General features: G+C 68.7%; 24 protein-coding genes and 1 pseudogene. 10 read left to right on the forward strand and 15 right to left on the reverse strand.

The genetic code is table 11. The annotated features are described in order from the left end of the window. The first annotated feature begins 74 nt into the window (after window positions 1-74). Complete coding sequence (locus NGR01S_RS00700) at window positions 75-1,196, forward strand: alpha/beta hydrolase (protein ID WP_063034174.1); 1,122 nt, start codon at window positions 75-77, stop codon at window positions 1,194-1,196. A gap of 37 nt (window positions 1,197-1,233) precedes the next feature. Here NGR01S_RS00700 and NGR01S_RS00705 read toward each other — a convergent pair whose 3' ends face one another. Together NGR01S_RS00705 and NGR01S_RS00710 are read right to left on the reverse strand one after the other, a co-directional pair. Beyond that, the gene (locus NGR01S_RS00705) at window positions 1,234-1,794 is read right to left on the reverse strand and encodes a TetR/AcrR family transcriptional regulator (protein WP_063034175.1); all 561 of its coding nucleotides are present in this window, start codon (window positions 1,792-1,794) and stop codon (window positions 1,234-1,236) included. 379 nt (window positions 1,795-2,173) lie between these two features. Beyond that, complete coding sequence (locus tag NGR01S_RS00710; RefSeq protein ID WP_063034176.1) at window positions 2,174-2,731, reverse strand: TetR/AcrR family transcriptional regulator; 558 nt, start codon at window positions 2,729-2,731, stop codon at window positions 2,174-2,176. 81 nt (window positions 2,732-2,812) lie between these two features. Here NGR01S_RS00710 and NGR01S_RS00715 point away from each other — a divergent pair, with 81 nt between their 5' ends. After that, on the forward strand, window positions 2,813-3,730 hold the full coding sequence (locus NGR01S_RS00715) for a TIGR03620 family F420-dependent LLM class oxidoreductase (protein ID WP_063034177.1): 918 nt from the start codon (window positions 2,813-2,815) through the stop codon (window positions 3,728-3,730). Between the two features lie 171 nt (window positions 3,731-3,901). Here NGR01S_RS00715 and NGR01S_RS29820 read toward each other — a convergent pair whose 3' ends face one another. Beyond that, window positions 3,902-4,474, reverse strand: a complete 573-nt coding sequence (locus tag NGR01S_RS29820; protein WP_245664369.1) for a GNAT family N-acetyltransferase — start codon at window positions 4,472-4,474, stop codon at window positions 3,902-3,904. A gap of 172 nt (window positions 4,475-4,646) precedes the next feature. Between NGR01S_RS29820 and NGR01S_RS00725 the strand changes: the two genes are divergently transcribed. Further along, on the forward strand, window positions 4,647-6,368 hold the full coding sequence (locus NGR01S_RS00725) for a penicillin-binding transpeptidase domain-containing protein (protein WP_063034261.1): 1,722 nt from the start codon (window positions 4,647-4,649) through the stop codon (window positions 6,366-6,368). A 25-nt stretch (window positions 6,369-6,393) separates the two neighbouring features. Here the strand turns inward: NGR01S_RS00725 and NGR01S_RS00730 are convergent, their stop codons facing one another. The 4 genes from NGR01S_RS00730 to NGR01S_RS00745 all read right to left on the reverse strand — a co-directional run bounded on the left by NGR01S_RS00730 (window position 6,394) and on the right by NGR01S_RS00745 (window position 9,682). Next, window positions 6,394-7,569, reverse strand: a complete 1,176-nt coding sequence (locus NGR01S_RS00730; RefSeq protein WP_063034178.1) for a pyridoxal phosphate-dependent aminotransferase — start codon at window positions 7,567-7,569, stop codon at window positions 6,394-6,396. Between the two features lie 42 nt (window positions 7,570-7,611). Continuing rightward, window positions 7,612-8,322 carry an HAD family hydrolase gene (locus NGR01S_RS00735; protein WP_063034179.1) on the reverse strand — a complete coding sequence of 237 codons (711 nt, stop codon included), beginning with the start codon at window positions 8,320-8,322 and terminating at the stop codon, window positions 7,612-7,614. 6 nt (window positions 8,323-8,328) lie between these two features. Beyond that, window positions 8,329-8,754: a DoxX family protein gene (locus NGR01S_RS00740; RefSeq protein ID WP_063034180.1), complete on the reverse strand. Its 426-nt coding sequence runs from the start codon at window positions 8,752-8,754 to the stop codon at window positions 8,329-8,331. Between the two features lie 133 nt (window positions 8,755-8,887). Next, on the reverse strand, window positions 8,888-9,682 hold the full coding sequence (locus NGR01S_RS00745) for a dienelactone hydrolase family protein (protein ID WP_245664370.1): 795 nt from the start codon (window positions 9,680-9,682) through the stop codon (window positions 8,888-8,890). Between the two features lie 144 nt (window positions 9,683-9,826). On the opposite strand from NGR01S_RS00745, the gene NGR01S_RS00750 reads away from it, so the two are divergent. Further along, a complete protein-coding gene (locus NGR01S_RS00750) occupies window positions 9,827-10,561 on the forward strand; it encodes a hypothetical protein (protein WP_063034181.1) in 735 nt (244 codons plus the stop codon). Between the two features lie 93 nt (window positions 10,562-10,654). Here the strand turns inward: NGR01S_RS00750 and NGR01S_RS00755 are convergent, their stop codons facing one another. Continuing rightward, window positions 10,655-11,191, reverse strand: coding sequence for a PadR family transcriptional regulator (locus tag NGR01S_RS00755; RefSeq protein WP_063034182.1), 537 nt, complete (start codon window positions 11,189-11,191; stop codon window positions 10,655-10,657). A 45-nt stretch (window positions 11,192-11,236) separates the two neighbouring features. Between NGR01S_RS00755 and NGR01S_RS00760 the strand changes: the two genes are divergently transcribed. After that, on the forward strand, window positions 11,237-11,809 hold the full coding sequence (locus NGR01S_RS00760) for a peptide deformylase (protein WP_063034183.1): 573 nt from the start codon (window positions 11,237-11,239) through the stop codon (window positions 11,807-11,809). On the opposite strand, the pseudogene NGR01S_RS32965 reads toward NGR01S_RS00760, so the two are convergent. Then, window positions 11,771-11,923, reverse strand: a pseudogene (locus NGR01S_RS32965) (hypothetical protein); the annotation flags it as partial. The gene NGR01S_RS00760 and the pseudogene NGR01S_RS32965 sit on opposite strands and share 39 nt — an antisense overlap. A gap of 408 nt (window positions 11,924-12,331) precedes the next feature. Next, window positions 12,332-13,573 carry an oxygenase MpaB family protein gene (locus tag NGR01S_RS00765; RefSeq protein WP_063034184.1) on the reverse strand — a complete coding sequence of 414 codons (1,242 nt, stop codon included), beginning with the start codon at window positions 13,571-13,573 and terminating at the stop codon, window positions 12,332-12,334. A 643-nt stretch (window positions 13,574-14,216) separates the two neighbouring features. Between NGR01S_RS00765 and NGR01S_RS00770 the strand changes: the two genes are divergently transcribed. Continuing rightward, window positions 14,217-14,915: a class I SAM-dependent methyltransferase gene (locus tag NGR01S_RS00770; RefSeq protein WP_063034185.1), complete on the forward strand. Its 699-nt coding sequence runs from the start codon at window positions 14,217-14,219 to the stop codon at window positions 14,913-14,915. A 93-nt stretch (window positions 14,916-15,008) separates the two neighbouring features. On the opposite strand, the gene abmR is transcribed toward NGR01S_RS00770, so the two are convergent. Both abmR and NGR01S_RS00780 read right to left on the reverse strand, forming a co-directional pair. Further along, complete coding sequence (abmR, locus tag NGR01S_RS00775) at window positions 15,009-15,617, reverse strand: ATP-binding transcription factor AbmR (protein ID WP_063034186.1); 609 nt, start codon at window positions 15,615-15,617, stop codon at window positions 15,009-15,011. A 215-nt stretch (window positions 15,618-15,832) separates the two neighbouring features. Further along, window positions 15,833-16,339 (reverse strand): carboxymuconolactone decarboxylase family protein, encoded by a 507-nt coding sequence (locus NGR01S_RS00780; RefSeq protein ID WP_063034187.1) that lies wholly within the window; start codon window positions 16,337-16,339, stop codon window positions 15,833-15,835. 21 nt (window positions 16,340-16,360) lie between these two features. Between NGR01S_RS00780 and NGR01S_RS00785 the strand changes: the two genes are divergently transcribed. Then, window positions 16,361-16,909 (forward strand): MarR family winged helix-turn-helix transcriptional regulator, encoded by a 549-nt coding sequence (locus NGR01S_RS00785; protein WP_218020690.1) that lies wholly within the window; start codon window positions 16,361-16,363, stop codon window positions 16,907-16,909. Window positions 16,910-16,942: 33 nt separating this feature from the next. Further along, window positions 16,943-18,037 (forward strand): DUF4185 domain-containing protein, encoded by a 1,095-nt coding sequence (locus NGR01S_RS00790; protein WP_063034188.1) that lies wholly within the window; start codon window positions 16,943-16,945, stop codon window positions 18,035-18,037. A 78-nt stretch (window positions 18,038-18,115) separates the two neighbouring features. Here the strand turns inward: NGR01S_RS00790 and NGR01S_RS00795 are convergent, their stop codons facing one another. Further along, entirely contained in the window at window positions 18,116-19,831 is a 1,716-nt protein-coding gene (locus tag NGR01S_RS00795; protein ID WP_063034189.1) for an aldehyde dehydrogenase family protein, read from the reverse strand. Between the two features lie 167 nt (window positions 19,832-19,998). Between NGR01S_RS00795 and NGR01S_RS00800 the strand changes: the two genes are divergently transcribed. Continuing rightward, the gene (locus NGR01S_RS00800) at window positions 19,999-21,192 is read left to right on the forward strand and encodes a PucR family transcriptional regulator (RefSeq protein ID WP_063034190.1); all 1,194 of its coding nucleotides are present in this window, start codon (window positions 19,999-20,001) and stop codon (window positions 21,190-21,192) included. Between the two features lie 72 nt (window positions 21,193-21,264). Then, window positions 21,265-22,053, forward strand: coding sequence for a crotonase/enoyl-CoA hydratase family protein (locus NGR01S_RS00805; protein ID WP_063034191.1), 789 nt, complete (start codon window positions 21,265-21,267; stop codon window positions 22,051-22,053). A 109-nt stretch (window positions 22,054-22,162) separates the two neighbouring features. Here the strand turns inward: NGR01S_RS00805 and NGR01S_RS00810 are convergent, their stop codons facing one another. Both NGR01S_RS00810 and NGR01S_RS00815 read right to left on the reverse strand, forming a co-directional pair. Next, complete coding sequence (locus NGR01S_RS00810; protein WP_063034192.1) at window positions 22,163-22,606, reverse strand: SgcJ/EcaC family oxidoreductase; 444 nt, start codon at window positions 22,604-22,606, stop codon at window positions 22,163-22,165. A 103-nt stretch (window positions 22,607-22,709) separates the two neighbouring features. After that, window positions 22,710-23,117: a MaoC/PaaZ C-terminal domain-containing protein gene (locus tag NGR01S_RS00815; protein ID WP_063034193.1), complete on the reverse strand. Its 408-nt coding sequence runs from the start codon at window positions 23,115-23,117 to the stop codon at window positions 22,710-22,712. Window position 23,118: the final 1 nt, after the last annotated feature.

Raw genomic sequence — 23,118 nt, forward strand, 5'->3', positions numbered from 1 at the left:
CCTTTACCGTAACCGCGACCTTCTTCTTGGACGTCATCCAAGAAGGGTAGTGGTGAAGCGGGAGGACGCGCGTCATGGAAACCAGTGGACCTGCTGATCGGCATGAGGCGGCGAGGGTGCGGCGGCGTGAGGTCTCGTTCACCTCAGGTCAGGACGAGTGCGCGGCATGGTTGTACACCGCACCTGATCCGAACGGCCCGCGTCCGATGGTGATCATGGGCCACGGGCTGGGGGCGGTGCGGGAGATGCGCCTGGACGCCTACGCGGAACGGTTCGCCGAGGCGGGATGGTCGGTGCTGGTGTTCGACTACCGTCATCTCGGGGCCAGCGGCGGAGCGCCGCGCCAGCTCCTCGATATCGGTCGGCAACGCGCTGACTGGCATGCCGCCCTGGCGTTCGTACGCACCCTTCCAGAGGTAGATGTCGACCGGATCGCTTTGTGGGGCAGTTCGTTCGGCGGCGGGCATGTTCTTCAGGTCGCCTCTGAAGACACCCGTATCGCGGCGGTCGTGGCCCAGTGCCCCTTCACCGACGGACCGGCGTCGTTGCGCTCGCGTCTACGGGCCGGACCGCTGAGCGTAGTAGCGCTGACAGTGGCCGGCATCCTCGACACGGTAGGTTCCTGGTTCGGCGCGAAGCCGATCCTGTTGCCGATGGCGGGGACGTCCTGGATGCCCGCGTTCGTCGCCTCACCCGACGCCCTCGCCGGCGCTTCCGCACTCCTGCCTGCGGGGACCCGGCTCTCGCGGCGCACCAGCGCGTTGTTGAAACGGCTGCCCTCGGTGCGGGCTCGGGTGTCGAAGAATATCGAGCTGACCGAGATCGACAGTAGGGAAGAACCCGTGACCGGTGTCGGTCGCGACAGCGTATGGGGTGTACTGCGCGGCCCGCACGGTGAATTCGATGCCGCCAACGCCCTGGCCGCCCGGCTGGTGCTGCACCTTCCGCTCGATCGGCCCGGTCGCGCGCTGGCACGCTTGCGCACCCCGACGCTGCTGTGTGTCTGCGACAACGACGCGGCCGCGCCCGCGAAGACTACGAAGCGTCGCGCGCAGGGGCTGGCACACGTGCACGTCCAGAACTACCCGTGCGACCACTTCGGCATTTACCTGGGCGAGCACTTCGAACGCGCCGTGCGTGACCAACTCTATTTCCTGGCAACGCAATTCGACTACACCGCACGCACCACGCAGTAGATCGCCCCTGGCTCGTGGACGTGCCGAGACCGAGCGCTCAGCCGGCGGTTGCGGCAAGACTGCGAGCGCTGTTCAGCAGCGTCTCGATCACGGTGCGCCGCTGGGCCTGATCCGCCGGATGCGTCAGCAAGCCCTCGACAACGAAAACGCCGATCGTGACCAGCGGATCCACCTCGTCATCGGGCACGCCGAGTCCGATAAGCTCTGCTCGGAACAATCCCTCGGCCAGTGCGTGGAATTGCTCGTGCCATTCCTGAATGGACGCGGACTCCTCGGCGCGCGTGTGCACCGTGCTGACCAATCGCCCCAGTTGCTTCAATTCCTCGACCAGCCACAACAGCCGATCACCCAGCTCCGTGTCCAGCACTTCGCGGTAGGAGGCCATCGAGTCGGCCAGGACCGCGTCCAGGACCGCGATCAATACCGCGTCCTTGTCCTGGAAGTACCAGTACAGCGTGTTCGACACCACTCCGGCGTCGCGGGCGATCCGCGTCATCGACGCCGCGTCGTATCCCTCCTCGACGAACAACCGTCGGGCAGCTACCACAATCTCCGCACGCTTCTCTTCCCGATCCTGCGGACGTCTGTTGCGAGGCATCTCCAGTCCTGACCTAGTTCCGGCCCCGATGCTATCTTGACCAGCCCCCAAGAACGGCTTCGGTAGGCGAACGGTCAAGCAGGCGGTCCGAGGAACATCCTCCCGCTCAATCAGGCCGCCGGGGGCGCATCGGCACCGGAAAAACGGCACCATTGATCTGTGCCGGGTCGCGGTGTCGATCCACGAGTGTGAGATGTCGGTGCGTTATGAGGACGCGCAACGACTGTCGGCGTCCATCCGCACTCTTATCGGCCAGAGAGATTGAGTCCCGTTCCGGGAGATCGAATTCGATAAAAGTCTCGTTCAGCGTTTTCGTTGTCGCCGGCCGGGCCGCTTATGGCTCAGGCGGGAAACGGTGTGCCAGGAACGGCCGGGAGACTCAGGAACTCATCGACTCTCGACGGCGCTCGTAGAGCGCGTCCATGACGAGGCCCAGCAGGCGTTCGGGCTGATCGGGGTCGGAGCTACGGGAGGTGGTCAAAGCGATGCCCACGATGAGTTGGATGACATCGCGGGCGTGGACATCGGCGCGTACGCTGCCCGCGTGCTGGGCATGGGACACGACCGCATGGGCGGCTTCGTGAATCGCGGCGTGACAGTCGAACCCCGGGTCGACCGGCTCGGTCAGTGCCGCGCCCCCTAGGCCGTGGTCGGTTCGCGCGTGGGTAAGGAAGGCTCGCAACCACTCGCGGAGTGCGTTATCCGCGTCGGTTGTCGACATCAGTTCCTCTGCCCGCGCGCCCAGTGCTTCGATCCGCTCGCGGAGTACGGCGGCCAGCAGTGCCTGCCGGTTGGGGAAGTGCCGGTAGAGCGTGCCCGGTCCGACATTCGCGCGACGGGCGATCTCGTTGAGGGAGGCGTCCGGTCCCTCCTCGGCGAACGTTTCGGCGGCGGCGCTCAGCATGCGCTCGTAGTTGCGCTGTGCATCGGCTCGCATGCCTGCCCCTTGTCATTCGGAGAAGTTCTCCGTATCGTACCTCGGGTGAATCGGAGAACCTCTCCGGAAAGGTCTGGGAAAATGACAGAACGACAACTGGGCAGCGTTGGGATCTGGACGTTCGCGTTCGAGAGCCAGCCCGCCGGGCGAGTCCGCGAGGCGGCGGCCGAACTCGAGGAACTCGGTTACGGCACGCTGTGGTTCGGTGAGGCCTTCGGCCGGGAAGCGATGGGGCAGGCGTGGCTGCTGCTCACCGCGACCGAGCGCGTTACGGTCGCCGCGGGGATCGCCAATGTCGCCTTCCGTGATCCGATCGCCATGGCGACCGCGGAACGCACTCTCGGCGACGCGTTTCCCGGTCGCTTCCTGCTCGGACTCGGCGGCCACCGGGTCGGTGGGCAAACCGGCGTGTTCGACGGCTACCCGATGCCTGCGATCGGGAACCGGCCGCTGGCGGTGATGCGTGACTATCTCGATGCGATGGACGCCGTACCGCACCACGGTCCCGTTCCCGACCCCGCGCCGCGCCGTGTGCTCGCCGCACTCGGGCCGAAGATGCTCGAACTGGCCGCCGAACGCACCTGGGGCGCACATCCCTACTTCGTCCCCGTCGAACACACCGCGCGCGCACGCAGGATCATGGGTCCGCACGCGGTCCTGGCCGTCGAGCAAGCCGTGGTCTTGGACACCGACCGGACCCGCGCACGTGCGCTGGCCCGGGCGCATGTCGCCGGATATGTCGAGGCGTCGCCGCATCAGCAGGCGAATGTGCGGCGGCTGGGCTTCGGCGACGCCGATATCGTGGGCGGTCCAAGTGATCGTCTTGTCGACGCGATCGTCGCCTACGGTGATATCGACGCCATCGAGCAGCGGGTGCGCGAGCACCTCGCGGCCGGCGCAGATCATGTATGTCTCCAGGTGCTGACTGCCACCCCTGCTGAGCTGCCGATGCCGGAATGGCGCGAGCTTGCGGGCCTGATGGCCGCCGTGCCTGCGTGAATACGGCGCGTTTTCGAGGATTTCGCGCACCTCTTTGGTGTCGGATCGGGCGGAAACGCTCCTCGACCCCCGATACAGCGGCCTACCAAGAGGCGGGCGCGGAATGGCACTATCGCGAACTGCGCGAACTGTTCGCCCGCACGCTGCCGCGGTAGCGGGTGCGGCCACGGATCAAGCGCCTGCCACGAACACCAGCCCGTGCCCGGTTTCGGCGGGTGCATTCACGGCGCGCGTCTCAATCCGGTCCAGCCGGTAACCCAGGCGGCGGGGTACCGCGGCGCTGCGCTCGTTGGCGGCATCACAGCGGATCTGTACCTGCTCGATACCGGGCAGCCGCAGGGCGACATCGGTGAGCGCGGCGACCGCGCGGGTGATGATCCCCCGACCGGTATACGCGATATGACACCAGTAGCCGATTTCCAGGGCCGCGGGCCCCACCCGGTCGTGCAGCCCGACCGCGCCGAGCAGAGTGCCTTCGGAATCGAAGATGCCGTAGCCGAAATCTCCGTCGGCCGACGGCCATCCGGTGGCCGCGATGTCGTTGAAGACTCGCTGTTCCTCCTGGGTGCGTGGTGTGGGCAGCCACGGCATCCAGGGATGGAGATGATCGAACGAGGCGTTGATCGCCCCGCGCTGAGCTGTGAGATCGCCGGTTTCCCAGCGCCGTACCACGAGGTCACCGAGGTCGATACGCTGCGGTGGCACGATCCCGGGAGCCAGTGCGGGCGGGTGGGTGGTACTCACCTCGCAATCATCCCGGCCCGGGTGTGGGCCGGGCAACCGTTGTGCGCGGTCGCGGTCGCGGTCGCGTCCGGCGACGCGCTCCGCACCACCGGAAAGTGGACCGTCCGCGTCCGCTGGAAGTGCGCTCGATACAGTCGCAACGGTGCGCACCGATCGGAAACTCCTCGTCCTCATGGCCGCCCTCGGTCTGGCGTTGGCCGGTTGCTCGTCTGCGCCACCCGAGCCGGATACCGTCGCCGAACGCTTCACCGAGGCGCTGAACAGCGACGATATCGCTGCCGCCGCGGCACTCACCGATGATCCGGCGCGGGCCGGTGAAACACTCGGCGCCCTCTACGACGGGTTGGGCAAAGAAGCGACCTTCGCGGTCGCCGGGGTGGACGAGGACAGGTTCACTCTCGAGGCGACCTGGAAATTGGGGGCCGGCGGCGGCAAGGAATGGAAGTACACAACCACCGGGACCGCCGGCGAGACCGACGACGGCTGGAAAGTGCACTGGAACCCGGCCACCGTCGCGCCGGGGCTCGATACCGGCCCGCTGAGCTACGCACCGGTGTACCCGCGGCCCGCCCGGGTCCTGGACGCCGCGGGCGGTGAGCTCATGACCGAGCAGGTGGTGACGCTCGTGCAATTGGCGCCCGGCGCCGATACCGCCGCCGCGGCCGCGCTGCTCGCCCCGCTCGCCGCCGGGATCACGCCGGCCTCCCTGGACGACGAACTGGCTGCCGCGCAGGGCAAACCGGTGACGACGATCAGTCTCCGCGAAGCCGATATCGCACCGGTCCGGGACGCGTTGACCGCGGTCCGCGGGGTGACCCTCGCCCCGCAGACGCGGCTGCTCACCACCGACAAGGCGATATCCGCACCGACCCTATCGGGGCTGAGCGAACTCTGGCAGCAGCAGGCCGACGACGCCGCCGGTTGGGCGGTGCGCGCGCAGACCGCGGACGGCACGGTCCGTATCGCCGGAGCGGATCCGCGGCCCACCACCGATATCCGGTCCACCATCGATATCCGGCTGCAGCGGGCCGCGGAGACCGCACTGGACCCGATCGGCGGCCCCGCGGCGATCGTCGCGATGCGCCCCTCGACCGGCGAGATCCTGGCGGTCGGGCAGAACGCCGCCGCCGACGGTACGGGGGCGATCGCGCTCACCGGTCTGTATCCGCCGGGTTCGACCTTCAAGACGGTTACCACCGCCGCGGTGCTGGACGCGGGACGCGCCGCCCCCGACACTGTGCTGCCCTGCCCCGGCGTCGCCGATATCGAGGGGCGCCGCATACCCAACGACGACAGTTTCGATCTGGGACAGGCCCCGCTGCACACCGCGTTCGCCCACTCCTGCAACACCACCATGGCCGGGCTCGCCGTCAACTTGCCGCCGGACGCGCTGCGCACCGCCGCCGAGCGGCTCGGCCTCGGAGTGGACTACGTGACGCCCGGGCTGACCACGGTGACCGGCAGTGTGCCGGTCGCGCAGAGTCCGGCGGAGCGGGTGGAGGCCAGTATCGGCCAAGGTCAGGTGACGGCCTCACCCTTCGGTATGGCGCTGGTCGCCGCGTCCGTCGCACACGGGACCACGCCCGCTCCGGTACTGGTGACCGGTTCGCCGGGCATCCCCGACCGGACACCGCAGCCGCTGCCCACCGCGGTCACCGGCGATCTGAAGACCATGATGCGGGAAACCGTCACGGCGGGTACCGCCACCCGGCTGGCCGATATCCCCGGCCTGCTCGGTAAGACCGGTACCGCGGAATACGGTGATAACAGCAGCGCGCACGGCTGGTTCATCGGTATCCAGGACGATCTGGCGTTCGCGGTGTTCGTGGCCGACGCGGGAAGTTCCGGACCCGCTGTCGACGCGGCGGGCCGGATGCTGCGGGCACCGCGCTGATCACCGGGGCCCGGCTCTCCGATGCTCAGCGGGCGCTCGCCTTCCGGAGCCGCCGGACGCCCTCGTCCAAGGTCTCGGGACGCTTACAGAAGGTGAAGCGGGCGAGATGCCGCCACGCGGCCGGATCGTCGGTGAAAACACTGACCGGCACCGCGGCCACCCCGAGCCGTGCGGGCAGGTCCCGGCAGAACCGGATGCCGTCTTCCTCGCCCGTGGGGCGGATATCGGCGCAGACGAAATAACTCCCCGCGCTGGGATGCACCCGGAAACCTGTCTCGGTCAGCGCCGCGGAGAGGCGCAGCCGCTGCTCGGCGAGTCGGGCGCGCAGCCGGGCCACCCACTCGAGTTCATGGGTGAGCGCATGCGCGACGGCGGGCTGGAACGGTCCGCCGCCCACGAAGGTGAGGAACTGTTTGGCGGCGAGCACCGCGTCGATCAGGGGAGCCGCCCCACCGATCCACCCGATCTTCCAGCCGGTGACGCTGAACGTCTTCGCGGCGCTCGACACCACCAGGGTCCGGTCGGCCATGCCGGGGAAGGTGGCGATGCTCAGATGTTCGGCGTCGTCGTACACGAGGTGCTCGTACACCTCGTCGGTCAGCACCAGCAGGTCGTGCGCACAGGCGAGCTCGGCGAGTGCGGCCAGATCGGCGCGGTCGAGGACCGTGCCGGTGGGATTGTGCGGTGAGTTCAGGATCAACATGCGTGTGGCCGGGGTGATCGCGGCGCGCAGGCTGTCGTGGTCGAGGACGAAACGGTCCCCGTCGGGGACGAGCCGGGCGGTGCGCCGCTGCGCGCCGGCCAGGGCCACCGCCGCGGGATATGAGTCGTAGTAGGGCTCGATCAGCACGACTTCGGCGCCGGGTTCGACCAGGCCGAGAACCGCGGCGCTGATCGCCTCGGTGGCGCCGACTGTCACCAGTATCTCGGTGTCCGGGTCGTAGTGCGTTCCGTAGCGGCGGGCACGGTCCGCGGCGATCGCGCGGCGCAGCACCGGCATACCGCGGCCGGGCGGGTACTGGTTGAGTCCGTCGGCGATCGCCGCGCGGGCGGCCTCGAGCATGCCCGCGGGGCCGTCACTGTCCGGGAAGCCCTGCCCCAGGTTGATCGCCTCGTGCCGGACCGCGAGTTCGGTCATCTCGGCGAAGATGGTGGCGGCGAAGGGCCGCAGGCGGTCGACAGTGGGGACTCGGTCACGCATGGCACGAGCCTAGACGGCCCACACTGTCGCGCCGGGCCCCGCTCAGACCTCACCGCTGCGCCGGTCCCCGGTCGATCCGCCCGGTTCGGCGAGCGGACTGCGCTCGAACTGCGCGAGCAACTCGGCGGGGTCGTCGTAGACCGCGACCGCGCCCGCCTCGCGTAGTTCCGCGCCGCCGATCCCGCCGGACCGGAAGCCGATGAAGTCCACTCCCGCCCGCCGGGCCGCTTCGGCGTCCCATACCGTGTCACCGACGAAGATCGCCGATCCGGCCGCGGCACCGGCCCGGTCGAGCGCGGTGCGCACGATATCGGGTCGCGGTTTCGCGGTGCCGACATCCTCGCTGGAGGTCTGCGCCGAGATCACCTCCGACGCGCCGAGTACCTCCCGCAGTACCGAGAGTTCGTCCTCCGGCGCGGAGGTCGCCAGCACCACGGTCAGCCCGGCCGCCGCGACCCGCTCGAGCAGTTCGCGCGCGCCGTCGACCGGGCGCATGAGCGCACCGGAATCCAGGTAGTAGCGCAGATGCAGGTCCTTCGCTCGGTCGTGGGTGTCGTCGTCGGCATCGGGCAGCAGAGTGCTCACCAGCAGGGAGCCGTCCATGCCGATACTCCGGTGCACCCGCCAGGCGTCCACCTCGGCGCCGACTTCCCGGAAAGCCCGGGCCCAGGCGTGGACGTGCAGGTAGTTCGAATCGACCAGCGTTCCGTCGATATCGAAGAGGACCGCGCCCGCGGTATCGGTTTCGGGCACGGGTGCTCAGCTCCTGGCGTCGCGGGGGATACCGGTGGACCAGAGCGCCCACAGGATCAGGACCGGCTGGAACAACAATCGCACGAAGCGCTTCCCGTCGGTGTCGAGCCGGAAGGCGGATCGGTGGTCGCGCCACTGGGCGATATTGCCGGGGAAGACCGCGACGAAGAACAGTGCGGCGATCCGCCCCATCCGGACCCGATCCCGGGTCATCGCCGCCAATCCCGCGCCGAGCATGATCTCCACGCCGCCGGAGGCCATCACGACACCGTCCTTGTCCAACGGTACCCAATCGGGTACCTGGGCCTGGAACTCCCGCCGGGCCCAGAACAGATGGCTCAGACCCGCGAACACCAGCGCCGCCGACAAGAGATAGCGGGCGGTCGTACGAGCCGGTGTGGTGGGCGCACTCTCCGATTCGTGACTGGCCATGCATCGCAGCCTACCTGCGACAGCGGTGGCGGTGGCGTCGCGCATGGGCCGTGTCCCGGCGGTCGCCGGCCCTCGCCGTTTCGCCGCGGGCCATCGGTGGCCGGGCACGAAACCTTTTGCGAATGGTCGTTTCCTACGCTTGTACACGTGAAGCCGAGCTTGCTGTAGACGCCGAGCGCGGCCGCGTTGGTGTCCACTGCAAATGCCGGGCGAAGAACCGGTTCCCGGCGTCCCCCTCGAAGTGCGGGACGCCGGTATGCCCGCCCATATTGGCGTGCAGTGTCTTCGCCGCCGAGCCGAAGGCGTCGAACAGATCCAGGGCCTGTTGCCGGTCGTTTCCTTCGTCGTCCCATTGCAGCAGTACGTGCAGCGGAATGGTGACGTGCCGGGCCTCCTCGACGATTCCGCGGGGAACGAAGCTGCCGGCGAACAGCAGGGCGGCCGAGATACGCGGCTCGACCGCCGCCAGCCGGACACCGATGGAGATCACCCCGCCCGAATACCCGACCGGGCCACCGATCTCGGGCAGCGCGAGAAGGGCGTCCAGGGTGGCTTGCCATTCCGGGACCGCCTTGTCGACCAGCGGGAGGATCAGCCTGTCGACGATCTCGTCGTCGACAGGCCCGCCGGCTGCCAGCGCCCGGTGCAGGTCGGCGAGGGCCCGGTCGGCGGCGGCGATGCGGGGTCGCTCACCGCTACCGGGGAGTTCGATGGTGGCCGCGGCGTAGCCCTCGGCCACGGTGGCCCGGGCCCGGGCCAGCAGTCGCGGATACACCTTGCGCAGCCCGAGGGGAGGGGGGCCGACCAGGATCAGCGGTACCGGTGTGGGCGCGGATGCGGGCGTCCACAGGATGCCGGGGATCTCGCCGAGGGTGAATTCACGTTCGAGGATGCCGTCGTCGAGACGTTGTTCGGAAGTGAAGTGCATGGTCGTACCTTTCGGGAGTGCTCGTGAGCGGCGCTCCCGGACGGCCTATCGTCCGACCGTGACCCCGGAGAGGAGCACCCATGTCGATACTGTGTTCACGGGTACCACCTCCTCGTTCTCTTGCACGGTCTCCGGAAGGTAGCAGTGGCCGTCGTGGTCCGCCAACTGGTTTTCGCGGAGGCTGCGGGACCGGCGGCGATCGATTCCGGCACCGGATTCGAACCGCCGATCCGGGTGTACGACCGTGAGGCGATGGCGACGTTGCGTTTCGGGGCGCTCTATCCCACGGCGAATGCCGACGTCGAGGACTTCCAGCGGCTACTGGGGCGGGTGTCGCCGCCGGCCGGACCAGAGGTGGTGGAATTGCGGTGGCCGCCCGGCGTGGACGTGGGCCTAACGAACATGTCCGATGACCGTTTGACGGACGCGGCGGCCGGGCTGGGCGATCCGGCCCTGCTCGCGACCGCGCTGGACGGTTCCGTGGGTAGGTTCGAGGCCGTCGCCCTCGCGGTCACTTCTGCGAGCTTCTTGCGCAGCGCCCACGACCACCGGCGCCAACTGGCCACCCTCGCCCGGGCTGCTCGATGCGGCGGCACGACCACACTGCGCGGCTTCCACGACGCGGTCCGCCATCTCGGAGTCGCCCGGGTCGCTGTGGCGTCGGTCTATCCCTCGCATTTCACCGCTGAGTTCATCGCCCAACGCGGTGCGACGGACGCGGCCGTCGTGCACCGCGTCGACGCGAATGCGCCTGGCCGACGCGGCATACCGGCTCGATCGGCAGCGCATGGTCTCCTGGGACGCCCCGGACGGAAAGAGGATGGACCGGGTGAACGACCCCGTCCCGGACCGGGAACCCGGGCAGCCGCCGGACAATGACCGCTAGCCGCGGGTGGGTTCACGTTGGCGAGGGATCGAGGCGCGAGGTGCTCGCCGGTATTCGTCCGGCGAGCGGGCCCTGGGTCGTGCGGCTCAGGCCGGTTTGCCGATACCGGCCAGTACCTTTTCGTGCCACTCGATCTCGGTGCGGATCCGCAGGCGGGCGTGTTCGGCGATGAGATCGTCGGCGGTGCTCTGGTCGGGCCAGCGGCGGTCGAGCTGATGTTCCATCCGCGAGCCGATCGCGCGGAGCGCGGCGATCCGGTCTTCGAGGTAGCCGCGCAGCAGTTCCGGATCGAGATCGTCGCCGACAGCCAGCGCGAGATCGACCGGATCGGGCCGGATATCGACCTCGGTGAAGGCCTCGTCGCGTAATGCGCGCAGTTCCCGCAGGCCCTCATCGGTGATCTCGTAGATCGTGCGCGCGGGGAGCGCGCCCTGCTGTTCGGTACGCAGCGGGCGGACGAGGCCTTCGCTTTCCATGCGGTGCAACGCGCCGTACAGCGAGCCGGGTTTGACGCGCGACCACAGGTCGGCTCGATCCAGGCGGGCGTCCCGGCGCAATTGGTGGCCGTGCATCGGTCCGCGCCGGGCCAGGGCGGCCAGGACGAACAGGCGGGTCTCGTTCACGAAACCAGTCTGACACGACTACTCGTATTTGAGTAGTCTGACCGTATGACTGTGCGCCCCATCCTCATTGCCGGCGATCCGCGGCTCGCCACTCCCGCGATTCCGGTGACCGTGTTCGACGACGAGCTCGCCGCGTTCGTCGGCGACCTGTTCGACACCAACACCGCCGCCGCAGGTGCCGGATTGGCGGCCAACCAGATCGGCGACCCGCGCGCGGTGTTCGTCTACGACCTCACCGATTCCGGCACCCGCTACCGTGGCCACGTGGTGAATCCGGTGCTGCGGACTTCCGCGCTGCCGGAGGGCATGCCCCACCCGGAGGACGATCTCGAAGGGTGTCTGTCCGTTCCGGATGAGTGGTTTCCCACGGGCCGGGCGCACCGGGCCGAGGTGACGGGCGTGGATATGACCGGAGCCCCCGTCGCCGTGGCGGCCACCGGATACCTGGCCCGCTGCCTGCAACACGAGACCGACCATCTCGCGGGAACCCTGTACCTGGAGCGACTGATCGGCCGGAACCGGCGCGCTGCCCGGCGGATGATCAAGGACCGGCGGTGGACCGTGCCCGGCAACAGCCGGCTACCCGGCGCGGCCGGCCGCGCCGCCGGTGCTCAGTAGTTCGTCGCCTCGAGCGGACCCGGCGTCGATCTCGGCCGCGAGATCACCGGCCGCGTACGCGCCCTGGCTGTAGCCGAGGATCGCGATACGTGTCGCCGGGCAGGCCAAGGACTGTGCCGCGGCCGCGACTCTATCGCGTGCTCGGTCGGTGGCCTCCTGTTCGGAGCGGCCGTAGACTCATCCCTCCCCGAGAAAGCCGTCGCGGCATAGGCGATGTAGTCCACCGCCACATTTCCCGGCAGCCGGTCGACGGTCGCCGCGAGCATGCCCGTCCCGGGCTCGGTATCGGAGGTTTCCCAGGTGCCGGGGATCGCTACGACGTAGAGGTCGGAGCACGGGGCCGGTGTGCCCGCTGCCACCGGGGTTCCGCCGACCTGGACGGCTGTGGCCACGAGCGTGTAGACGCAGTCGGCGGAACTCCCGTGATATGAGCTCGACTCGGGTCCGGGTGGACGCCGGGTCTGCGCACCCGCCCGCTCGCCCGCACGGAGAGGGCCCGTGCGGGCTCGACGGGCTGCCGGGTCAGCGTGGCGGCCGGCTCATATCCCGGTTCATCATCGGGAGCTCGATACTGATCGGCATCCGGAGTTCGGCCAGGTACCACAGGGCGAACTGGCGCAGGAACTCGTCGAACAGCCAGTACGCCTCCTGTGTCGGCGGGGCGACGGTGAGTAGGCCTTCCCGGACCGCGATGAACGGGCCCCAGCTGAACCGCAGTAGCGGATCCCAAACCGGTTCGCGGGCGATGGCCAGCTCGTCGGCGATCTTGTCGCCGAGCAGGAAGCGCGTGAAGGCGCCGAGGACCCCCTTACTCAGAATGGCGAGGTCGAGATTCGTCCCCAGGCGCAGCAGCCGGTCGGCCAGTTTCACCCCCTCCGGGGTCGGCGCGAGGATCGGATCCAGGACCTGCGCGGCCTGGGATTCGGCCTGATCCCAGGAATTCGGGATGTACTCGTCGCGGACGCCGAGCAGATGCGCGGCGACCTGCCAGGAATGCAGGAACGCGTCCGATTCGTGGATAGGGATCGGCACCTTCCATGCCGTGAGGTGACGCATCACGGTGGTGGGCAGGCTGTGCCAGGTGACCATGATGTCGTTCTGGCTGATCGGGATGTCCTCGTCGGCCGAGTTCACCCAGTGCGGCGACTGGGGCAGCAGATGTCGCACCGCGGCGTGTACCAGACGCGTTTTGACACAGGTGACGACCATCTGCCCATCCGGGCCGTAGGCGTTCCCGCTGCCGATGTCGTAGCCGAGTTTCGCGGTCTTGGAGATACGGTCCTTGAGGTCGTGGCCGCCCTTGGAGTAGTAGACCGAGCGCGCTTCCTTGGGGATGACCGTGCTCATCATGCCGCTGGCGAGGCCGTACAGGACGCCGAGGTAGAGACCGCGCTTCTTGTTGAAGTCGACGGCGGTGGCCAGCTTTCCGGGATCGGTCCACCGGGGGAGCTGCCGCGCGTATTCCATGAAGTCCCGCAGGTCCGAGGGTAGCCCGTCGGGTAACGGCTGACTGTTACGGGTCCAGGTGCGCAGCAGATCGTTGACGGCGGGTACCGCGCCGCGGTCGAGCAGGGAGGCGACCAGTTCGTCGGCTTCGGGGTCCCAGACGCCGAGCGGATCGACACCGGCACCGCTGCCCGCCACCGACCCCTGCGGCGACCATGTCCACGGTTGCGCTCTGGCCGGGGTCGCGATGGCGAGTGCGCCGAACGCGCCCAGCACCCCGCCCGCTTTCAACGCACCCCGCCTGTTGAGTCGGTCCATGTCGCCACTCCTCGTCGAGTTCGAGTATTGCGGTGGCGCAGATGCGTCACCGGGTTGGTGTTAGAAGAATAAGCAGTAACTTAACAGCTGTACAGGTGTCGTGTTCACTTAATCGGTGATCTGTGTGGATCACGGCCGTCTATGGTCGCCGGCGGAACATGTCAACCGATATTGCCCTGTCTTAATGCGAATATGCATCGATCGGGATCGGGCCGTCGGAGCTCGGGTGCGTCCGAGCTGGGCCGTCGGATGGGCCTCATGGGGCTTCCGTCGAGTGTAGAATCACCGATAACTGCAGGTCACTGACCCAGACGGTGTGCACGGAGTCCCGCCCTCCTTCTGCGCTGTCCGGTGGTCGGTCGGACGGGTAAGCGGGCCGGGTTCTTCCTGGTCGATCCGCAGTTGTGTGGTTTCGCGCCGGCCGTGCTCTCGTCGCGGATCCGACCCGGCCGGTGTGTTTCGGATCGGTGGGCCGCTGTGCGGTACGGGCCCTGCCCTCGGGGGCCACGCCGGGGTCGTGCGGTCACCCGCCGGGAGGGTTCGCCGGTGCGGGTGGCCGGACCTGGGAGGGGTGTCCGGTCCACGCCGTTCTCGCGGCGACGGTTACATGTACATGCGCGGAGTCGGCTGCTAGTCGTGGAGTATGACGACACCCGGTGATTTCGAGTTCGAATCCGTCTATCGTGGTACCGGTCCGTTCGGACCGGACGTGACTCCGCCGTGGAGTATCGGGGAGCCGCAGCCCGAACTCGCCGCGCTCATCGAGCAGGGCAGATTCCACGGCGACGTGCTCGACGCCGGCTGCGGCGAGGGTGCTATCTCGCTGTATCTGGCGGAGCGCGGTTTCACCACCGTGGGTCTGGATCTCGCGCCGACCGCGATCGAATCGGCCCGGGCCGAAGCCGAACGGCGCGGCCTGGGCGGCGCCACCTTCGAGGTCGCCGACATCACCTCGTTCACCGGCTACGACGGCCGCTTCGGCACCGTGGTGGACAGCACGCTGTTCCATTCGATCCCGGTGGCGGCGCGGGAGGGTTATCTGCGGTCCATCGCGCGGGCCGCCGCTCCGGGGGCGGACTATTTCGCGCTGGTCTTCGACCGGGCCGGTTTTCCCGAACTCCCCGAGACGGGACCCGCGCCGGTCACCGCCGACGAACTCCGCGACGCGGTATCGAAATACTGGGTGATCGATGAGATCGCCCCGGCGCGGATCCACGCGAATCTGCCGGAGCGCATGGATTCCCCGACCGGCGAACCGCTGCTGCGGTTCGAGGATCTGCGCGATGAACCGAAGGGCCGCAAATCCGTTCCGGCCTGGTTGCTCTCGGCGCATCTGGGCTGAGCGGCCGGCCGTCCACCGCCGGTGTGCGCTCCGGTGGCGCCGGGTGCGGCGCTACCGGAGGTAGGGCGTTCGTGGCCGCGGCCGGCGGGTGGCTCAGAGCCCCTGCGGGCCCTCCGCGCGGAGGTCGTCCACCTTGCGCATGGCGGTGCGCAATTCCTCCAGCCAGCTCTGCGTGTGCTCGCCCGCCAGTTTTACCGTCCAGGCCAGCGCATCGGCCCGGGATCGCGCGACGCCCGCGTCGACGAGCGTATCGAGGACCTTGCGTTCCGGCTGGCGTAGTCGCGTCATCACCGGTACTGCCAGGTGGGTGAACAGGATCCGCTCACCGTCGACCGAGACGCCCCAGGCCACACTGCGGCCGTAGCGCTGCTGGGCCTCGTCGGCGTTCTGCATCCGCGCGGGCCGGGTGGTCTCCCGGAAGCGTGCCACCGCCCCCTGTTTCGTCGCCTCCGGAACCGTGCGGGTGGTCTCGTCCCCACCGCCCGTCGCATCGGCCGCGGGCTCGTCCGCCGCGGCGGGGAGGGGGAGTTTGCCGACCACCACGATCTCGTCCCGGTCTATCTCGATGGCGGGACTGCCGGTGAACCAATCGCCGGGCAGCCGTCCCGTGAACCAGTCCGCCGCGTCCGCCGCGTCGGGTAGGTCGGCCTGCTGCCAGCCGCCGGGCCGGCCGAATCCACGCCCCCGATGTCCATGCCTCATGGTGCACCTTCTCAGCTGTGACGATTACTTGATTACAAGATTACGCCGTTTCTGCTGCCGGTGGTTCCGCGCACAGTGAACCGGACCCCAATCAGTTCCTCGGAGGCCGACCAGAGGTTTTCCTGCTGGTGGCCGATCTCGCAGACACGATCGCCCGATCACTGGACGCGGCAAGTGCCTCCCGGTAGTGCGTGACAGCGCCGGGAGGTCGACGGTCATGCGGCGCGTACGAGGCGGTTGGCCAGTGTCGACATCGTGTAGGTGCCGATCCCGAAAACGACTTCCAGAGCGTTGCGTTCGGTGTACCCGTGTGCCAGCAGGGCGGCGACGGCTTCGTCGTCCACGCCGCCCGCGGTGGCGAGGACGTCGAGGGTGAATATTCGAATCGCCTCGAGGCGCGCATCGGGAAGGGGTGCGGCCGCGCGCAGGGCGGTGGCGATCTCCGGCGCCGCTCCGAGCTTGCGGAGTTTGCCGCTGTGCATGGTGATGCACACATGACAGTCGTTGCGTACGGCGACGGTCATGATGACGACCTCCCGTGCCAGTGGATCCAGGGTGCACTGGTCGAAACCGGCGCTCATGGCCAGGAATCCGTTGAGCAGCTCGGGTGATCCGGCCAACCGGCGGACCGCGTCGGGGATCGTGCCGGTGGGGCTCTGTAGGGCCTGCATCGCCTGCCGGGCGGCGTGCGGAGCGGTCTCCAGGGTGTGGGCGCGGAACATCTCTCTCCTAAGATGGACAACATGGTTGACGATTCGCTAGAGATAGTAAACCAGGTTGACGGTTATGCCAAGGGTGCTACGGCGGGCCCGGGGGCGGACGGCCCGTCGCGCGCGGGGTACGAACTCGCCCTCCTGCTGTTCGCCGGGTTCCGGACGCTGATCGACGAATTGCATGCCGAACTGGCCCGACAAGGACATCCGGAAATGCGGCCCGCCCACGGTTTCGCCATGCAGGCGATCGGCGCCGACGGGGCTTCGGCCAGCGATATCGGTCGCCGGCTGGGGATCTCGAAACAGGCCGCCGGCAAAACGGTCGACCGCCTTGTCGCTCTCGGATACGCCGAACGGGCGGATGATCCGACCGATACCCGGCGGCGCGTCATCCGGCTCACCGCCCGGGGCTTCGACGCGCTGGCCCGCTCGGCCGAGATCTTTCAGCGACTGCGCGGGAACTGGGCGCATGAGCGCGGAGAGGACCGGATCCGTGCCATGGAGGACGATCTGCGCGCCCTGGCTCCGCCGGTGGCATTCCGGCTCGATGCCGCCGGGTGGCTGGGCCGACTGACCTGACGGCCGGCGCCGATTACCCGTACGCTCGCGGTGATGCCGACGGCCGAGCGATTACCCCAGCACGGCACTCCGCTGTGCGACGTACCCGGCGATTCCGCGAGCGCTCTCGGTCTCGGATCCGGCGATCTGTGTATCCCGTATCGCCGTGTCGACGCAGGAAGCTGGGGTTACCTCTGGGGTGACTGCTGGCGGGGGCCGGGGCAGACCGGTGAGTACCTCGGTTCGCCCGTGCTGTCGACCCAGGACGTCTTCGACGCCACCGGCGAGACCGCCATCCGGTTCACCGGTGTGGTCCCCGGCGGCCGGGCACGGCAACTGTTCGACTACGCGCACCACGCCGACAACGGATCCGGCGTCACCGAAATCTCGCGTATCCCCAACGATGCCATCGAAATCGACGGCCGCACCTTCATCCAGTACACCGCGGTGCACCGCCGGGTCGGGCCGGACTCCGCCCTCGACGGATCGGCGTTCTCCGGAATCGCCTGGTCCGACGACTACGGCGGTACCTGGCACGATTTCGGCCACCGCTGGCCGGGTCAGGCACTCGGCATCGACGGAAATCCCTACGCCATGTGGACATTCGCCGGAATCGATCCAGACGGTTACCTCTACGTCTTCGCCAAACGCTGGAACGGCAGCCATTTCTACCGGCGCGATCACGGTGTCGTCCAGCTGTTCCGCTACGACCCCGCCGATTTCTTCCACGGGAATTTCGCCGCTCAGCAGAATTGGGCCCATATCGACGGCCGGTGGGGCTGGTATCCCACCCACCGGCATCCACCGACTCCGCTCTTCGCTCCCGGTCACGCACTCGGGGAACTCTCGGTCGCGCGTATCGGATCGACCTATGTGATGGCGTACTTCGACTGTGTCGATCTCAGCGTCAAGACCCGCACGGCCGACCGGCTCGACGCGGTGTGGTCGGCCGAGAAGATCCAGGTGGTGCACGACGATACGTGGCCGGCTGCGCATGTCGGCAAACCTCGCCTGCCCATGCTCTACGGGGGCTACATCCACCCGGGCTCGGCATCGCTGTCACGGCTGACCATGATGATCAGCCGCTGGAACGGCACCCTCGGCGCGCGTCCGTACACTGTCACACAGTGGACCGGTCCGGCCGCCTGAATCCGGCCCGATCCACAGCCCCGGCCGCGCGCGGTGACCCGTGTCGCGACACACTCGGCACGGGCCGCTCGGATTCGATCAACCGCGCAGCGCGGAGGCGAAGATCGCGGGCAGGCGTGACCAGCGTGGATCGGCGGCGAAGTCGGTGAGCAGTCGCCCGGTCCGCGCGGCCGTCCGGTTGGAGACGAACCACGGCGGTTTCGGGGTGAGCGACCATTCGCCGTGCAGCACCGACCGCGGCGCGGGCCGGAACGGACCCCGTACGACGGTGCGCTCGACCCCATCGATCAGCCACGCGTTGTGCACCACACCGATCCCGCTCTGCACATCGTCGAGCGTATGGCCCGGATAGGCACCCCAGCTCGCGGTAGGGGTCAGATAGCCGACCGCGGTCCACGCGTTCACGGCGACGGTGCCGTAACGCAGCCGCTCGATCATCGTGTCGAATTCCGTGCCGAGCGCGTCGACGGTATCGGGGTGCGCCACGATGTTCACGCCGAGGGTGCCGGTGAACTTCTCGTTGGCCGTATCCACCGCGGTGCGGGCGAAGTCGGCTCCGCTGCCGGGCAGCTCCACGATGCCGAGGACAGGTGCGAAGTACTCCGAGATGAACAATGCTTCGTCTGCGTCCGGATCCAGCCCGGCCACCAGTAGTCGCTCGCCCCGGCGGCCGAGCCGGCGAGCGTCGGGATAGCTGGTCCGCGCCCCGGCGACGCGGTGGTCGCTACCCGGGTAGTAAGCGTGACGGGTCGGCGCGCGATCGACCGCCGCAGTGAGCGCGGCGAGGAAGGCGTCCTTCTGCGGCCAATCCGCGGATACGATCACCGCCTGCGTGGCCACGCAGTTGTAGCCGCCGTTGTGCAGGCGCTGGGTGGCGATGTGCTCGGCCTGGAACTCCAGGTCGGCGGTACTCCATTCGCCGGGCAGCACGATCGTCGGGGACACTCCGCCGAGCTCGCTGGTGATGGGTTTGTCCAGCAGCGGAGCGCCGGCCTTCTTCCGTTCCGCCGCCGCCTCACCCGTACCCCATACGATGGCGTCGTGCGTCGCGGCGCTGCCGGTCATATGGACATGCGCGACCCGCTCGTGGGTCACGAGCTGCCCGCCGATCTCGGGGCCGCCGGTGAACACCCGCACCACGCCGAGCTCGATCAGCGGCGCGAAGATCTTCTCGAACACCGGCAGCAGTGGATCGGTGACCGGGTTCAGTTTCAGCGCCACCACGCGGTTGTGCGCGATGAGTTCGTAGATCGTGTCCAGCGGTGCGATCGAGGTGATGTTTCCCGCGCCCAGCACCGCGCCGATACCGTGGGTGCGGGCGGGGTCGCGCTGGGCGAGGCCCGCGCCGGCCCGGGCGGTGGCCGCGTCGACGCCTCGCTGCAACCACACCTCGGCCCGGAAACCGCTGAGCAGGAGCTCGTCGTAGAGACCGGCGGGGAGCGCGCGCACGGTCACCCGGCCGCCGGCGGTGCCGAAGGTCGCGTTCGCGAGCGGGCTCACGCCGCGCTCCAGCGATTCGAGAGTGCGGGATACCGCGGTGAGACTCGTCGCGAAGACATAGGGGCCGGACAGCCACTCCTCGCCCACCAGTGGGGACGCGGGGTCGAGACCCTTGATCCGCACCGCGGCCTCGACCCATTCGCGGGCATGCCGGCCGGTGAGCGTACGCATCCGGTCGAGCAGGGCCCGTCGTCCGGCCAGCGGCAGGCGGGACCATTTCTGCTCGCCCGCGGTGAGTTCGGCGAGGGCGGTATCGATAACCGTGTCGGCCGCGACGGCCTGTTCTGGCTGCACGTGGGCATACTCCGTAGCTGAGATCCGTGATCCGAGTAGAACTCAGTGTGGCTGTGCCGGTGCCTGAAGGAAATGTGTCGGCGTTGCGTCATTCGCGGCTCGATCTTGTGCCCGGGCACAAAATCGGCGTGGTGTGGGTCACGGTCGGGTGACTAGACTGTTCCGGTATGAGCACGCCCGCGCCGCCCGCGGCACCCCTGGCCGCCGCACTCGCCGATTCCGTCGAGGCGCTGACCGATGTTCTGGTCGGCCGGATCGCGGCGGCCGACCCGTCCTATGGAGAGTCCGGGCTGCTGACCGCGGACCAGCTGTACCGCACCTGCCTGGAGAATCTCACCGCGGTGATCGGGGCGCTCGCCGGAACCGGCCCGTTGCGGCTCCAGCCGGCCCGCGACGCAGGACGTCTCAAGGCCGAACAGGGCATTCCGGTCGCGAGCCTGTTGCATGCCTACCGGCTGGGTGGCCGGCTCGTCTGGGACGAACTGACCAACTGGTCGGCCGGTCCGGGGGACGCCCGGCTGCACGAACTGGCGACGCGGCTGTGGGAGCTCGTCGATCTGTACTCCGATGCGGCCGTCGAGGCCTACCGTGAAACCGAGGTGCTGCTCGCGCATTCCGACGCGCAGATCCAGAGCCGGCTGGTCCGGACACTGTTCGACGACCATACCGGTAATCCCGCCCGTGTCCTCGAGGTCCTGCGCACCCTCGGATTCCCGGAACGCGGTACGTTCGCGGTGGTCGCCATCGATACCGAACCCACCGCGCCACTGCCGGGGCGACTCACCGCGGCGCTGCGCGAGATCGGTATCCGGTCGGTGTGGGATGCACAGATCGATGCCTATATCGGGTTGCTGTCCGCGGCTTCCCCGGAGGTATTGGGACGCGCCACGGCCACGATCTCGGCGTGCGTCACCGAGCGGGTGGGTCTCAGCGACGCCTTCACGACCCCGCGTAGCATCACCGCCGCACTGGCCGAGGCACGTCTGGCGTCCCGGTCGGTGCGCCGGGGTGCGGCCGCAACGGTCCGCTTCGGCGACGAACCGGTCGCCCATCTTCTCGTCGCGGTTCCCGAGGCCGGGCGGCGGGCCGCCGCCCAGATCCTGGGTCCGCTGCTCGACCTCCCGGTCGCCGAGCGCGATGATCTGATCGGTGCGCTCGAAGCCTGGTACCGAGGCGGCGGGTCGGCCGCGGCCGTCGCCGAAATCCTGCACTGCCACCGCAATACGGTGCGTTATCGGCTGCGCAAAATCCGCGATCTCACCGGCCGCGACACCACCGACCCCCGCCAGTCGGCCGAACTGTATCTGGCACTGGAAGCATTCGGCCTGCTCGGCACCGAGACCAGCGGCGGCCGGGCCTGATCGGTGGGGAACGGCCCGGGAGCACGCCGGAGGCCATAGGCTCGGGCCGTGACCGCGAACGAAGGGACAGTTATGACCGGCGTACCCGTGAGAATCGAACGGGAGGGGCCGGTCTTCACCATCGTCCTGTCCCGGCCGCAGGTCCGTAACGCGGTCGACGGACCCACCGGCACCGCCCTGTACGACGCGTTCACCGCCTTCGAGAACGACGATTCGGCGACGGTGGCGGTGCTGTGGGGCGAGGGCGGAAACTTCTGCGCGGGAGCCGATCTCAAGGCCGTCGGGACCGACCGGGCCAATCCGCTGTCGGCCAAGGGGCGCGGACCCATGGGGCCGACCCGTATGCAGTTGAGCAAACCGGTGATCGCCGCGGTCGCCGGTCACGCGGTGGCCGGTGGGCTGGAACTGGCGATTTGGTGCGATCTGCGGGTGGCCGCCGAAGACGCGGTGTTCGGTGTCTTCTGCCGGCGGTGGGGAGTTCCGCTCATCGACGGCGGTACGGTGCGGCTGCCGCGGCTGATCGGTACCGGGCGGGCCATGGACATGGTGCTCACCGGGCGGCCGGTGGACGCGGCCGAGGCGCTCGCGATGGGCCTGGCCGACCGTATCGTCCCGGTCGGGGAGGAACGGCGGGCCGCCGAAGCGCTCGCCGCCGAGATCGCGCGTTTCCCGCAGACCTGTCAGCGGCACGACCGGCTCTCGCTGCTGCAGCAGGAGGGGATGGGCGAGCAGGAGGCGATCGCCAACGAATGGGAGCACGGCGTCATCTCCCTGGCCGAAGCGGCTGCGGGTGTCCAGCGTTTCACCGCCGGGGCCGGGCGCGGTGGCTCGTTCACCGATCACGGCGCTCCGTCTGCCTAGAACATCGGCGCACGGCGAAGCACCGGACGCTTCGAGCGCCTCGGCGGAACAGGGCCCGGCGACCGTCTGTCCCGCCGAGGCGCGCCGGGATCGCGCGCCGTCCGGTTCGTCAGCCCGCCGCGGGCACCGGTGTGTTGTGTCGGGCGGCCACCCACCAGCGCCCGTTCTCCGCGATCAGGACATAGAGCGCGACCATCGCCGGATCGCGGTCGAGGAGAACGCCGTCGGCGGTGCGCGCGCGAGCGGCCTTGTGGGCGATCGCGATATCGGGGCGTAGGAAGACGATATCGGTGAGCTCGTAGGCCACGTACTCGTTCTTCAGGAACCCGGACAGTCCGAGACGTGCGGCTTCCAGCAGCGCCTCGCGGCCGGTGATCACCGTGCCCACGGCATTGCCGGCAGCGGCGTTGGCGAGGAAACCACTGACCATCAATTCGGCGTCGTTGGTGTTGTAGCCGGTTTCGACATCTTTGATCAGCTGCTCGATCGCCGCGATATCGGCGGTGTGGTCGGTTCCGGAATCCGCGACGGCGGGTGCTTCGTTCGTGCTCATGAGATCATCCTCGAACCTGAACAGAACTCGAGGTCAACTCGTCCCGTCGGAGGGGCCGTGCGCCGGTCGGCGTAGCCGATGCGACGTCCCCCCCGGGCACGGCTCAGCGAAGCCGGACCACCGCGGTGGCGCGTCCGAAGATCCGGCGGGCGCCGTGCCGGGCGGTGAGCGCGACGGTCGCGGTGCGCTGCACCGGATCCACCGCGTTCACCCGGCCGGAGTATTCGACGTCGGCTCCATCCCCGGTGACGCGCACCGGCGTGGTCAGGCGCACCGCGTATTCTCGGACCGCACCCGGATCACCGAGCCAGGAGGTGACGAATCCGGCGCCGATACCGATGTTCAGCATGCCGTGTGCGACGGCGGAGTCCGGTTCCGCCAGTTCGGCGACCTCGCCGCTCCAATGGATCGGATTCGGATCGCCGGGGACACCGGCGTAGTTCACCAGATCGCCCGCGGTGAGCCGTATGGTGCGGGGCGGGAGTTCGGTAGTGATTTCCGGTACCGACATC

It is taken from the genome of Nocardia grenadensis NBRC 108939 (assembly GCF_001613445.1).
Classification (GTDB): Bacteria; Actinomycetota; Actinomycetes; order Mycobacteriales; family Mycobacteriaceae; genus Nocardia; species Nocardia grenadensis.

Excerpts from the sequence above, each read along its gene's own strand:
- NGR01S_RS00700 (WP_063034174.1), top strand. The coding sequence starts at position 75 with ATGGAAACCAGTGGACCTGCTGATCGGCATGAGGCGGCGAGGGTGCGG.
- NGR01S_RS00705 (WP_063034175.1), bottom strand. The coding sequence starts at position 1,794 with ATGCCTCGCAACAGACGTCCGCAGGATCGGGAAGAGAAGCGTGCGGAG.
- NGR01S_RS00710 (WP_063034176.1), bottom strand. The coding sequence starts at position 2,731 with ATGCGAGCCGATGCACAGCGCAACTACGAGCGCATGCTGAGCGCCGCC.
- NGR01S_RS00715 (WP_063034177.1), top strand. The coding sequence starts at position 2,813 with ATGACAGAACGACAACTGGGCAGCGTTGGGATCTGGACGTTCGCGTTC.
- NGR01S_RS00725 (WP_063034261.1), top strand. The coding sequence starts at position 4,647 with ATGGCCGCCCTCGGTCTGGCGTTGGCCGGTTGCTCGTCTGCGCCACCC.
- NGR01S_RS00730 (WP_063034178.1), bottom strand. The coding sequence starts at position 7,569 with ATGCGTGACCGAGTCCCCACTGTCGACCGCCTGCGGCCCTTCGCCGCC.
- NGR01S_RS00740 (WP_063034180.1), bottom strand. The coding sequence starts at position 8,754 with ATGGCCAGTCACGAATCGGAGAGTGCGCCCACCACACCGGCTCGTACG.
- NGR01S_RS00745 (WP_245664370.1), bottom strand. The coding sequence starts at position 9,682 with ATGCACTTCACTTCCGAACAACGTCTCGACGACGGCATCCTCGAACGT.
- NGR01S_RS00760 (WP_063034183.1), top strand. The coding sequence starts at position 11,237 with ATGACTGTGCGCCCCATCCTCATTGCCGGCGATCCGCGGCTCGCCACT.
- NGR01S_RS00765 (WP_063034184.1), bottom strand. The coding sequence starts at position 13,573 with ATGGACCGACTCAACAGGCGGGGTGCGTTGAAAGCGGGCGGGGTGCTG.
- NGR01S_RS00770 (WP_063034185.1), top strand. The coding sequence starts at position 14,217 with ATGACGACACCCGGTGATTTCGAGTTCGAATCCGTCTATCGTGGTACC.
- abmR (WP_063034186.1), bottom strand. The coding sequence starts at position 15,617 with ATGAGGCATGGACATCGGGGGCGTGGATTCGGCCGGCCCGGCGGCTGG.
- NGR01S_RS00780 (WP_063034187.1), bottom strand. The coding sequence starts at position 16,339 with ATGTTCCGCGCCCACACCCTGGAGACCGCTCCGCACGCCGCCCGGCAG.
- NGR01S_RS00785 (WP_218020690.1), top strand. The coding sequence starts at position 16,361 with ATGGTTGACGATTCGCTAGAGATAGTAAACCAGGTTGACGGTTATGCC.
- NGR01S_RS00790 (WP_063034188.1), top strand. The coding sequence starts at position 16,943 with ATGCCGACGGCCGAGCGATTACCCCAGCACGGCACTCCGCTGTGCGAC.
- NGR01S_RS00800 (WP_063034190.1), top strand. The coding sequence starts at position 19,999 with ATGAGCACGCCCGCGCCGCCCGCGGCACCCCTGGCCGCCGCACTCGCC.
- NGR01S_RS00805 (WP_063034191.1), top strand. The coding sequence starts at position 21,265 with ATGACCGGCGTACCCGTGAGAATCGAACGGGAGGGGCCGGTCTTCACC.
- NGR01S_RS00810 (WP_063034192.1), bottom strand. The coding sequence starts at position 22,606 with ATGAGCACGAACGAAGCACCCGCCGTCGCGGATTCCGGAACCGACCAC.
- NGR01S_RS00815 (WP_063034193.1), bottom strand. The coding sequence starts at position 23,117 with ATGTCGGTACCGGAAATCACTACCGAACTCCCGCCCCGCACCATACGG.